The organism is Chryseomicrobium imtechense (assembly GCF_041475995.1).
Classification (GTDB): Bacteria; Bacillota; Bacilli; order Bacillales_A; family Planococcaceae; genus Chryseomicrobium; species Chryseomicrobium aureum.
Genome location: NZ_JBGOBM010000023.1, coordinates 1 through 12,080 on the forward strand (window position 1 = coordinate 1; position 12,080 = coordinate 12,080).

Consider the following 12,080-nt stretch of genomic DNA (forward strand, 5'->3'; position numbering starts at 1 on the left):
AATACGGTGGAGAGATGCATCTGGCAAGCAACATTTTTAATTGCCATTTCATACATTTCTTACTTGCCAAATACAGGAATGTATTCTTTAGCTCTTTCATCGAACTTAAATGTGGATTTAGCCCATCCAGTTGTTTCTCAAAATCATTCTTTGATTAGATATGAGGGTTCTTCACAAGTTACCATCCTATCATGATATCATGTTTCGATTCAGCTTGTAGATTTGGTTGCTTCTCCATCTTATATATAGGAAAACTCTGTAAATAACAAGTTTATTCAATTTCACGCGCAATATAAATTACTTCCACTATGCGATCCATGCGTGCATTCGAAACTTCGGAGTTTTCGTTATACTCTTCAATTGTCGCACTGTTGACAACAGCCTGATACCTAGCAATTGTTTCGTCCAGCCAGCTAGTTAGCGCTTCGTCACTCTGCTCGTAATTGCGTAATTGGTTCAACTGAGGAAGTATATATTCACTTATTTGATGCTGTCTCATTTTCACGCCACTTGATTCAAGTGATTCTGTGGAACCGTAATACGTCGTATTGGCATCTCGATCTATTACAATAGTATCGATGGTCGCCATGAACATCCCAATAAATTGTCCTTCAGTCGGTGGAAGAGGCGTTCCGCCAGAGGGATAACTACGTGAGCGGAAAAATCCAGTCACGGTATCAAACTGGTATCCATTTTCATATGCACCAGAATCGCCGCCGACTTGGCCTTGAACAGGTAATTTATAGTTGTGCAAAATCATCCCAATTTCATTATAAGGCGCCTCGAACTGTTGAATGATTTCTTCAGTCGTAGGTTCCACCACTTCTTCCACTTCCTCAACAGGAGGAACAACTGGAGGTGGAGGGGCTACCGGTTGTGCGGATTCCTCAGGACTCGTGAATGGCCCGACTATCAGAATAAGCAAAACAACAATGGCCGATGCGAGCACAGGGAGCCACACGAGTTGTTTGGGCGATTTTCGTTTCTTCGCAATGCGCTTCGTGAAGACTTGTTGACGCTCTGCATTCGTGAACCGACTTTCTGTGAATACATGCTTGTCCATCGCGGTTTTGTAGTTCTTTAACGGATCAGTCAAGAGAATCACCACCTTGTAAGGATTTCCCGAGAAGTGTGCGTGCACGTCGTAATCGTGTCTTCACTGTGTTTTCATTCAATTGCGTAACTACTGCCACTTCCGCCACCGATAATTCTTCGTAGTAGTGTAGATGAATCACTTCGCGGTAATTGATCGGAAGCGCGGCTACATGCTGGATCAACTGAGCAGAAGCTGCGTAATTTGCGACAGTCTCTTCGACAGAAGCGCTTGAAGAAGTACGAATTTCAGGCACCTTGCTTCCAAAAATGACGCGTCGAATCCATGAACTTTTTAATACGTCTTTGCATTTGTTGATGGTCATGCGGTATAAATACGGTTTTATGTACTCTAGCTTTCGAAAGGAATCCGCATTCTCATAACACTTCAAGAACACATCTTGCGCCACTTCCTGCGCTTTTCCCCAGTCGTGCAAATAACTATAGGAGAGGTTCGTCAACGCATCTCCGTAAGTTGTCATCAGTGTATTGAGCCACCGGTCTGTTCCTTCCGCGGGTGGGGTGGATGGACTCCTTGTCACGCATATTCCCCCTTTTTGGTTTGTTATCTTACAACGATCAACTCTACCCTTTGGTTTTCCATTTCATAAAAAAATCCGAGCAATCGCCCGGATTCGTCATTTACTGAACGCTTTCCATCTCCATTTGCTTCAACGAAACCCCATCTTTAGTCTTCCATTCCGTCAAGCCATTCGCTTTTCCGCCAATGACAAATGCTGCCGCGAAGGAAGGGCTTGGGAACAAGATGTCTTCAAGCAAAATCCCCGATTCATCAATCTTCGCCTTCAAACGGCGCTCAATGACATTCGGTTGCAAACTCTCCGTGTCTTCTTTTTCAATCAAGCTGCCTTTTAATACGACGAATCCTTCATTGGTCTGCTTGCACGTCGCGTGAACCGTCACACCACTTTTTCGGATAGTGCGCGATAGATAAAGCGTCAAATCTTCTTCGGAATGAGAGAGGACCGTTTTCGTCGCAATGACAGGTCTCTCTGTCAATGGCTCAAACAATTTATGACCAAGTGTCCCCATCATCAGTTTTGCATTATCAATGAATTCCTCAAGCTCACTTTCTTTTTGCTCCGTAATATTCCCGGGAGTCGGATTGTTGCCGTTTTTCACAACGTAGCGACCGGCATCTTTTGCCAGAAGATAGAAGCGATTCTCCAAGTAACTGATTTCTGTAGGACCAAACGAATTATTCGAAGTCGTGAAAATCACAGCCTCTGTCCAATAATCTTTGTCTGCATTTCGCTTATGTTCGATCAAACGACTTAGCAAACCATCGCCATTTCTGCGCACGCCAGCTTGTCCGACATACACCACATCTTCATTGGTCTCTTCACTTGTTCCAAATAAAAAGTACACGCCTGTCTGCGCAAGTTCTGCACGATCTTTCGAATTCTCCAGCGCTGTTCGTGGAATCTTAAACGCAATCCCTGTCCAGTTGGCCAATGTACAGATGATTCGTCCTGTAGGATTGCCATCCATTAAATATAAATTGATACTCTTCCCGCGACTTTGCATTCCCTAACCTCCGTGATTTCTACTACAAATTTTTAATCCTTCCTACAACGACCAAGGAAACGGAAGGGTTTCACTTTCTTTTACAACTTTACACTTTTTCCAGTGGGGGTTAAATATGAAAATAAATGGATTGAAAGAAATGTTACTATTAAAGAATGATAAAATTATATTAACTAGAACCTTCCGGAAAGCAGGTGATATTGTGACGTCAGTTGAAATCTTATCTTGGCCGTTTAAACCAGATACTCTCAAACAACTGGATAACTCTGAGAACTATATGAATTATCCTGTGATTTATATTTTAAATGGAAAAAAAGAAGCCTACATCGGCGAAACTGTTTACTTTAAGAATCGAATCCGAGCGCATCTGAAATTAAGAAAGAATGTCGACCTGATTAATTTGATTCGTCATGAGCGATTTAATCGTTCCGCAACTTTTCACCTTGAAACGAAATTAATCAATTATTTTCTAGGCGATGAAAAATATACACTTCAAAATAAAAGTAAGACCGTCAACGACTTTACACACAATTACTATGACAAATCGTATTACGACCAGGAAGTGTTTCAAGAACTGTGGCAAGAGTTACATAACAAGCAGCTTGTGGATCATGAACTGCATGTCATTGAAAACAAGGATATTTTCAAAATTTCTCCTTATAAAGAGCTTTCGCCAGAGCAGCTTGATTTGAAAAAGAAAGTACTTGAGTTTTGTGAAAATCAAATTGATGAAGCTGATCAAGAATACGGGAGTCTTTTAGTGATTGAAGGAGAGGCTGGAGTGGGGAAGAGTGTAGTGCTGAGCTCTATTTTCAATGCTATCCAAAGTCTACGAGATGAATCCTCTTCAAAGCTTTTCAATACAGACAATTATCTCGTTGTGAACCATGAAGAAATGTTTAAGACGTATAAAAATATTGCAAAGCAAGTGAAACACTTGAAGGCAAGAGACTTTGCAAAACCAACACCACTCATAAATAAATTGCAGAAGCAAGAGGAGAAAGCAGACATTATTTTAGTGGACGAAGCCCACCTATTACTCACTCGGTCGGATACATATAACAATTTTTATGGTGACAATCATCTCGAAGAACTCATGAAACTTGCTAAAGTTGTCGTAATCATATATGACCAAGATCAAGTATTGAAGCTGAAAAGCTCTTGGGGATTCCGCACCTTATTTGAAGCCCAAAAAAAGAGTCGCTATCATGAACAATACAAATTAACCAATCAATTCCGCATGCAAGCAAATGAGGATATCATGCGATGGATCAATGCATTCAAGTCTAAAGAGTTATTGCCCTTACCATTCGATAAACACTATGAGCTAGAAGTATGTGAGTCCCTGCATCAATTAGCAGAGGTTATCCGTGATCAAGATCAAAAGTATGGTCTTAGTCGAGTCGTATCCACTTTTGATTTTGAACATAAAAAAGATGGGGAAACTTATTTTGTGAGCGATGCGACCGAGGATTTTAAACTACCATGGAATACCACAGATTCCAAAGTGACCTGGGCGGAGAATCCTGCTACGAAGGAAGAAGCCGGTTCCATCTATACAATTCAAGGCTTCGATTTAAATTATGTAGGAGTAGTACTCGGGCCTTCTATCATGTTCGATGAGGCAACAGAAAAGTTAGTCATTGATTCCAAAAAATATATGGATAGAGGGGCTTTCACAGGTACAGATGGCATTGAGGATGCAGAAAAGGTGAAAGAACAAATCATTTTGAATTCTATCAATGTATTGATGAAGCGTGGTATCAAGGGATTATTTATTTACGCTTACGACGAGAACTTGCGTAAGCGATTGGTGCAGTATCAGGATGAAAGAAGAATGCGAAATATAAATTAAATGTCACTATGGTTACACATCTACTTTGCAATACAAGTAGGTGTTTTTTTCTTTAAAAATTCTGATTATTGGGTATTTTATTAATTTTTATATGGTAAAATAGGCGCTATAAGAAACAAATTTTAGGGAAAAATGCATTCTTAATGGAGGTTTTTTATGCAATTTATTGCTCATATAAGAAAATCAGATTTTGAAAATCAGACTGTCAGTACACATCTCTCGGAATGTAAACTATTAGCGGAATCATTCGGTGAAAAAATAGGTTTAAAACATCTTGCAGGACTTGCAAGTTTACTTCATGACATGGGGAAATATAGTCAAGAATTTCAAAATTATTTGAACCTAGCCGTGTATGAACCTGAAAATGCTCCTGCTCGTGGTTCAGTTAATCATTCAAATGCGGGTGGCATGCTATTGTTTGAACGGTATCACAAGGGAAGCAATTCGGTATTTCAAAAACTTGTTGCAGAGATAGCAGGCAATGCAATTCTATCTCATCACGCTTCATTACAGGATTTTATCAATGAAAAGTTAGAGTCACCATTTCTCAAGCGTGTTGATCAAGAACCTCCGCATAACTTTAGCGAAACGAAGTTACATTTTTTCAAAGAAGTTATTTCTGAAAAAGATTTAGATGACTATGTTCAAAAAGCTTCTGAAGAATTACAAAGTTTTATAGCAAAAGTCGATAAGAAAGAAGTTAGTCGAACGCTGTACTTCGTAACACGCTTCATTTTTAGCACTTTAATTGATGCTGATCGTACAAATACACGCCGGTTTGAAGAGAATGTAATTGAAAAAGATCAAGAAATAAAGCCTTTGTTCACTGAGTATTTAAGCAAACTAGAACATGTTTTACAAAATTATAAAGAAAATGCTTCGAAAACTACAGTAAACGAGTTAAGACAACGCATGTCCGATGAAGCGGCAGCTCATGCTGATTTGCCATCAGGAATATCTACACTCTCCATTCCTACGGGCGGTGGAAAGACACTTGCAAGCCTTCGATACGCATTAAATCATGCATTGAAGTACAACAAAAGAAGCATTATTTACGTAGTGCCATTTACAACCATTATTGAACAAAATGCTGAAGAAGTCTCAAGAATAGTAGATGACTGGCAGAACGTCATACAACACCATAGCAATGTTGTAGACCCTGATGTGAATGACGAATATCAAGAAGGAACACATTCAAACCTTGAAAAAATTAAATTAGCTAGGGATAACTGGGATGCACCAGTCATCTTTACTACCATGGTACAGTTTTTAGAAACTTTTTACGGTCATGGCAGTCGAGCTTCAAGAAGGCTACATAATCTATGTGAATCTGTAATTATTTTTGATGAAGTTCAAAAAGTTCCTACGAATTCGATTGCTCTTTTTACGCAGGCGATTAATTTTTTGGCTGATTGTGGCCAATCAAGTATCATACTCTGCACGGCAACACAACCGGCTCTGACGCACATAGAAAATAATCTGAAATTGGATTTGAAACGTGAGATTGTACCTGAATTACCATTAGTAGAAAAAGCATTTAAAAGAACACAACTCATAGACACCACTGGACATGGGAAATTCACTACAGAGAGCTTAGTAGGGGTCGTTCTTGAGAAGCAAAGTGCCGAACAGAATGTTTTAGTTATTTTAAATACAAAATCAGTAGTGAAAAAATTATACAGTTCATTACGGGAAAAAGATCCCTCACTTACGATTTTCCATCTAAGTACAACGATGTGCGCAGCTCATAGAAAAGAGATCATTGAAGATATTCGTAATTCTTTAAAGAATAATAAGCCATTTGTATGTGTAACAACGCAGCTTATTGAAGCAGGCGTAGATGTAGATTTTAATTGTGTCATACGATCGTTGGCAGGTTTAGATTCAATAGCTCAAGCAGCTGGGCGCTGTAATCGTCACGGATTAAATACTATGAAATCTGTTTACTTGATTGACCATAGTGAAGAGGTTGTTAATAAGTTAGATGATATAGCTAGAGGGAAAGAAATTACGAGCCGACTATTAAAATCGTTTTCTAAAGATCCCACATTATTTAGGGACGATATCTTATCAAATGAAGCAATGAACAGATATTTTAAAGAATTTTACCAAGTTCAGCAGATTAAGTTGAATTATCCACTTACTGACTTAAACACTACGATGACGGAGCTGCTTTTCTCCCATCCAGAATCTCATCCTTTTGTTCAGCGATTAACCAATCAACACCATAAATCACTTAGCACGTTTTGCAGCGCTAGTTTCAATACTGCTTCAAAAAAATATAAAGTGATACAAGACTTTTCTAAATCGGTAGTAGTGCCTCATAACAAAGAGGGGAAGGAATTAATCGCAGATCTCTCTGGAAGTAGGCCAATTGAGTCTCTCTCGGGCTTTTTCAAAAGAGCGCAACACTATTCTGTAGACGTGTTTGATTGGGAATTAAGGAAGTTACAAGAGAAAGGTCTACTAGTGAGCTTTCTTGATGGAATGATATTGGCCGTTACAGAAAATGCTTATAATCAAGAATTTGGAATTGATTTGGAAGGAGAGTCGAGTAAGCTCGGAGAATTTATGTTTTAGACTACTAAAGCAAGGAGGATACAGATGAGAAACTCAGTTGAATTTGAACTAACAGGTAACTATGCCTTATTCACGGATCCCTTAACAAAATTAGGGGGTGAAAAGTTAAGTTATCAAATACCGACCTATGAAGCTTTAAAAGGAATTGTCTCTTCTGTCTACTGGAAACCTACATTGGTAATGGTAGTAGACGCTGTAAGAATCATGAATCCAATTCAAATGGAATCGAAAGGAGTACGACCCATTGAATATGGAGGAGGGAATTCTCTAGCAAATTACACATACCTTCGCAATGTGAAATATCGTGTTAAAGCTCATTTTGAGTTTAATGAGAACCGACAAGATTTAGAATTCGATCGAAATGAATTCAAGCATCACAATATATTCAAACGAGCATTAAAGGCAGGAGGTCGCCGAGATATCTTTCTAGGGACACGTGAATGCCAAGGCTATGTGGAGCCATGTTCATTTGATGAAGGGACAGGTTTTTATGACGATTCGGATTTAACCTTTGGAACTATGGTTCATGGATTCAATTATCCTGACGAAACAGGTACGAACGAATTGTCAGTAAGGTTATGGCAACCTGTAATGAAAAATGGAGTTATTACTTTTAAATTTACAAATAAAGCTTTATCAGAAAAACATCTATTAGGCTTTTATAGTCAACGTTATGAATTATATCAACCTAAAAAAACAAATAAAGTAGAGGAGGAAGTGCAATGACAGTACTAGATAAAAAAATTGATTTTTCAGTAGTCCTTTCTGCAACAAAATCAAATCCAAACGGAGATCCACTAAATGGGAATAGACCTCGACAAAACTATGACGGTCATGGTGAAATCTCGGACGTAGCGATTAAACGTAAAATTCGTAACCGGTTGCAAGACATGGGAGAATCCATTTTTGTGCAGTCCAATGACCGTACAACAGATTCTTTTACTAGTTTAAAAGAACGAGCAGAATCTAATGAAACACTTGCGAAAATAATAAAGTCAAAGCAAAGCCAAAATGATTTGTTTGCTGAGATGGCATGTAAAGAGTGGTTGGATGTTCGGGCATTTGGTCAAGTGTTTGCGTATAAAGGTTCTACAGCAGGGTCTGGTGTATCAGTAGGCGTTCGAGGACCAGTTTCTATTCATACTGCTACGAGTGTTGAACCAGTAGACATTACAAGTGTTCAAATCACTAAAAGTGTAAATTCAGAACCCGGTAAAGAGCGTGGGTCAGATACGATGGGTATGAAGCATCGCGTCGAGTTTGGAGTTTATGTTTTACATGGGAGTATTAACGTTCAGTTGGCGGAAAAGACAGGTTTTACTAAAGAGGATGCAGATAAAATTAAGCAAGCTCTTGTCACATTATTTGAGAATGATGCATCCTCCGCTAGGCCAGAAGGCTCCATGGAGGTACACAAAGTCTATTGGCATCAACATGATTCAAAAATGGGAGATTATTCTTCTGCTAAGGTGCATCGTTCGCTTCGGGTGGATTGCAAGACAGATTCGTCTAAATCAATTGAAGATTATTCGATTTCATTCAATAAAATTGATGGTCTGCATACCGAGGAATTAGATGGAAAGTAAAGAAGAAGAGTACTTATTGTTGTCTGGCATACAGCATTTTGAGTTTTGCAGAAGACAATGGGCTCTTATTCACATTGAACAGCAATGGCAAGAAAATGTCAAAACAATTGAAGGTCAGCATGTACATAAAACTGCTGATCAACCTTTCATTAGAGAAAAACGAGCCAATAAACTTGTAGTAAGATCGTTACCTGTTCAATCTCACACGCATAAAATTACTGGCGTTTGTGACGTTGTGGAATTTGTAGAAGACACTAATGGAGTCACTATTTATGGTGAAAAGGGCACATTTAGCCCTATTCCCATCGAATATAAAAGGGGAAAACCCAAAAAAGGTGATGAAGATATTGTTCAGTTGACAGCTCAGGCGATTTGTTTAGAAGAAATGTTAGCTTGTGAAATAGAAAAAGGATACTTGTTTTATAACGAGACGAAGCATAGATCTGAAGTCTACTTTACTGAAGAAGTGAGATTGAAAGTTAAACAAATAGTTAGAGAGATGCATTCTTATTATAATCAAAAATATACTCCGAAGGTTAAGACAGGGACTTTTTGCAAAAGTTGTTCACTGCAATCCATTTGCTTGCCAAGATTGATGACAAAAGAGACAGTAGCAAGTTACTTAGAAAGGAAGCTTGGTGAATGAAAAAGCTCCTTAATTCTTTATATATAACTCAACCGAATGCCTATCTTGCTTTAGATGGAGAGAATGTCGTTATTTCGATAGAACAAGAACAAGTGGGGCGTATACCGCTACATAATCTCCAATCGATCGTTACTTTTGGGTATACGGGTGTAAGTCCAGCATTACTAGGTCATTGTGCAGAAAAAAGTATTTCGGTTGTTTTTATGAAACAGTCAGGTAGGTTTCTAGCTAGGGTGACAGGTGAAGACAGAGGGAATGTTATTTTGAGGAAAAAACAATACGCTGTTTCATCTGATGAAGTAGAATCGGCGCTTCTTGCGAGAAATTTTATTATTGGTAAGGTCTATAATCAAAAGTGGATTTTAGAACGTGCTACAAGAGATTATGCATTACGCCTAGATGTGGAGAAGCATAAAGGCGTCTCGGCAGTGTTGTCAACAATACTAAATGAAATAAGGGTTGTAGAAGATTTAGAGTTATTGAGAGGGTGGGAGGGGCAAGCTGCTATAGCGTATAATCGCGTTTTTGATGACTTAATTCTTCAACAAAAGAGTCAATTCTATTTTCATCAGCGTAGTCGCAGGCCTCCTTTAGATAAAGTAAATGCGCTTTTATCATTTGCGTATACTTTACTAGCTAACGATGTAGCTGCTGCTCTTGAAGCTAATGGTTTAGATAGTTACGTTGGCTTTCTTCATAGGGATCGACCTGGTCGGGCTTCTTTAGCTTTAGATTTGATGGAAGAGTTAAGGGGCGTTATGGGAGATAGGTTCGTCTTATCCCTTATTAATACTAAAGAAATTCAAGCAAAGGATTTTTTAGTAAAGGAAAATAAAGCAGTTTTACTGACTGACGAGGGAAGGAGAAAGTTCATAAAAGCATGGCAACAAAAGAAGCAAGAAAAGCTAACACATCCTTTTTTAGGTGAAAAAATCGAGTGGGGACTGGTACCCCATGTTCAATCTCTGTTATTAGCACGAACACTTCGTGGAGATTTAGATCAATACCCACCATTTTTGTGGAAGTAGGGATGCTATGTTAGTGCTTGTCACATATGATGTAAGTACTTCAAGTATAGGTGGACAAAAGAGGTTACGTAGAGTAGCGAAACTATGTCAAAATTATGGTATTCGAGTTCAAAATTCTGTGTTTGAATGTCAAGTGGATGCAGCTCAGTTTGCTCAGCTTAAGTTTCAATTGAAATCATTAATTGATTCAGAAGTAGACAGCCTACGCTTTTATCAATTAGGTAATAATTATAAGTCAAAAGTCGAACATGTGGGAGCGAAGGAGTCTTTAGATGTAGAAGATCCGTTAATCTTCTAGTGCGAAGTAGGAGCTCCCATAATTGTTTGGAGATGTTCGCACCAAGAATAAGCCCTAAATTTTAAGTGTTAATGAAATTCAGTAATGAAAAATAGTATTTATTTGTTTTTAAAGTTTCGCTTAAATATATTTGTGAAACTAAAGTCATTAATTTGGCAGTCGCACTCCTTGTGAGTGCGTGGATTGAAATCTACGAATGATACCGTTACTACTCGATTGCGTGACGTCGCACTCCTTGTGAGTGCGTGGATTGAAATTGCAAACGCAAGGGGTGGCAATTATATGCTACTGGTCGCACTCCTTGTGAGTGCGTGGATTGAAATTCGTATTCGTGGGAGAACGAAGATTCGCTACTGGTCGCACTCCTTGTGAGTGCGTGGATTGAAATCACTTATACGGAGCGCCTGACGGAGTTATGCAGTGTCGCACTCCTTGTGAGTGCGTGGATTGAAATGCAACAAGAGGTCAGATGTGCCGCATACTTTACGTCGCACTCCTTGTGAGTGCGTGGATTGAAATCGATTCTTCCTCCGCCCATACACCGCTATCTCCGCGTCGCACTCCTTGTGAGTGCGTGGATTGAAATTTACGAGTCATTGTGTTCGCCTCCGTATGTTATAGTCGCACTCCTTGTGAGTGCGTGGATTGAAATTACGAAGGCGCGGCAGGTACAGGCGGACTGGCTAGTCGCACTCCTTGTGAGTGCGTGGATTGAAATGTCTGTGAAATGCGAGATAATATCGGTCATTCATAGTCGCACTCCTTGTGAGTGCGTGGATTGAAATTTCGATGTCTCCGCTGCGTCTCCGCCTGCGGTCGTCGCACTCCTTGTGAGTGCGTGGATTGAAATTCAGAATCCGCCTTTATGTCCGTGCCTATCTTACGTCGCACTCCTTGTGAGTGCGTGGATTGAAATGCATTGGCGACGGTCTTAGTCACGTCCTGCCTGACGTCGCACTCCTTGTGAGTGCGTGGATTGAAATTAACACGTAGAAATACCACGAAGGGCGGTAGTCGAAGTCGCACTCCTTGTGAGTGCGTGGATTGAAATCGACAGCGAACGCCTGCTTGAATGACACCTCGCGTCGCACTCCTTGTGAGTGCGTGGATTGAAATTTGGTACTCTTACAGCTGATCACAGGTAATTGGGGTCGCACTCCTTGTGAGTGCGTGGATTGAAATTTGTATCGTATTTGATGAACGACTGCAGCACTGACGTCGCACTCCTTGTGAGTGCGTGGATTGAAATTTATCGCTCGCTTTGAATTCATCGATATTGAAGGTCGCACTCCTTGTGAGTGCGTGGATTGAAATATCGATTGCTTTCATGAGTGTCTCAATTCCATAAGTCGCACTCCTTGTGAGTGCGTGGATTGAAATATCGATTGCTTTCATGAGTGTCTCAATTCCATAAGTCGCACTCCTTGTGAGTGCGTGGATTGAAATA

The 12,080-nt window shown here is 39.7% G+C and carries 11 protein-coding genes and 1 CRISPR repeat array; of the genes, 8 read left to right on the forward strand and 3 right to left on the reverse strand.

Translation table 11 applies throughout. The annotated features are described in order from the left end of the window. Positions 1-195: hypothetical protein (locus AB5N96_RS13230; RefSeq protein ID WP_499705739.1), on the forward strand; the 195-nt coding region annotated here is incomplete at its 5' end. A 76-nt stretch (positions 196-271) separates the two neighbouring features. Here the strand turns inward: AB5N96_RS13230 and AB5N96_RS13235 are convergent. The 3 genes from AB5N96_RS13235 to AB5N96_RS13245 form a co-directional block, all read right to left on the reverse strand. After that, positions 272-1,096 carry a hypothetical protein gene (locus AB5N96_RS13235; protein WP_499705740.1) on the reverse strand — a complete coding sequence of 275 codons (825 nt, stop codon included), beginning with the start codon at positions 1,094-1,096 and terminating at the stop codon, positions 272-274. Then, positions 1,089-1,634, reverse strand: a complete 546-nt coding sequence (locus AB5N96_RS13240; protein ID WP_499705741.1) for a sigma-70 family RNA polymerase sigma factor — start codon at positions 1,632-1,634, stop codon at positions 1,089-1,091. Before AB5N96_RS13240 ends, AB5N96_RS13235 begins: the two co-directional genes overlap by 8 nt. A gap of 100 nt (positions 1,635-1,734) precedes the next feature. Beyond that, on the reverse strand, positions 1,735-2,640 hold the full coding sequence (locus AB5N96_RS13245) for a GIY-YIG nuclease family protein (RefSeq protein WP_499705742.1): 906 nt from the start codon (positions 2,638-2,640) through the stop codon (positions 1,735-1,737). A gap of 115 nt (positions 2,641-2,755) precedes the next feature. On the opposite strand from AB5N96_RS13245, the gene AB5N96_RS13250 reads away from it, so the two are divergent. The 7 genes from AB5N96_RS13250 (at position 2,756) to cas2 (ending at position 10,633) form a co-directional block, all read left to right on the forward strand. Next, positions 2,756-4,495, forward strand: a complete 1,740-nt coding sequence (locus AB5N96_RS13250) for a DUF2075 domain-containing protein (protein ID WP_499705743.1) — start codon at positions 2,756-2,758, stop codon at positions 4,493-4,495. Positions 4,496-4,651: 156 nt separating this feature from the next. Beyond that, on the forward strand, positions 4,652-7,075 hold the full coding sequence (gene cas3, locus AB5N96_RS13255) for a CRISPR-associated helicase Cas3' (protein ID WP_499705744.1): 2,424 nt from the start codon (positions 4,652-4,654) through the stop codon (positions 7,073-7,075). A 24-nt stretch (positions 7,076-7,099) separates the two neighbouring features. Beyond that, positions 7,100-7,801: a type I-C CRISPR-associated protein Cas5c gene (gene cas5c / locus AB5N96_RS13260; RefSeq protein ID WP_499705745.1), complete on the forward strand. Its 702-nt coding sequence runs from the start codon at positions 7,100-7,102 to the stop codon at positions 7,799-7,801. Further along, entirely contained in the window at positions 7,798-8,661 is an 864-nt protein-coding gene (gene cas7c, locus AB5N96_RS13265) for a type I-C CRISPR-associated protein Cas7/Csd2 (RefSeq protein ID WP_499705746.1), read from the forward strand. The genes cas5c and cas7c overlap by 4 nt, the downstream gene beginning before the upstream one ends. Next, complete coding sequence (gene cas4, locus AB5N96_RS13270) at positions 8,651-9,307, forward strand: CRISPR-associated protein Cas4 (protein ID WP_499705747.1); 657 nt, start codon at positions 8,651-8,653, stop codon at positions 9,305-9,307. The genes cas7c and cas4 overlap by 11 nt, the downstream gene beginning before the upstream one ends. Beyond that, positions 9,304-10,335, forward strand: coding sequence for a type I-C CRISPR-associated endonuclease Cas1c (gene cas1c, locus AB5N96_RS13275; RefSeq protein ID WP_499705748.1), 1,032 nt, complete (start codon positions 9,304-9,306; stop codon positions 10,333-10,335). Before cas4 ends, cas1c begins: the two co-directional genes overlap by 4 nt. Before the next feature lie 7 nt (positions 10,336-10,342). After that, a complete protein-coding gene (gene cas2 / locus AB5N96_RS13280; protein ID WP_499705749.1) occupies positions 10,343-10,633 on the forward strand; it encodes a CRISPR-associated endonuclease Cas2 in 291 nt (96 codons plus the stop codon). A 158-nt stretch (positions 10,634-10,791) separates the two neighbouring features. Then, a CRISPR array of direct repeats spans positions 10,792-12,079; the repeat unit is 32 nt; unit sequence GTCGCACTCCTTGTGAGTGCGTGGATTGAAAT. The last annotated feature ends 1 nt before the right edge of the window (position 12,080 follow it).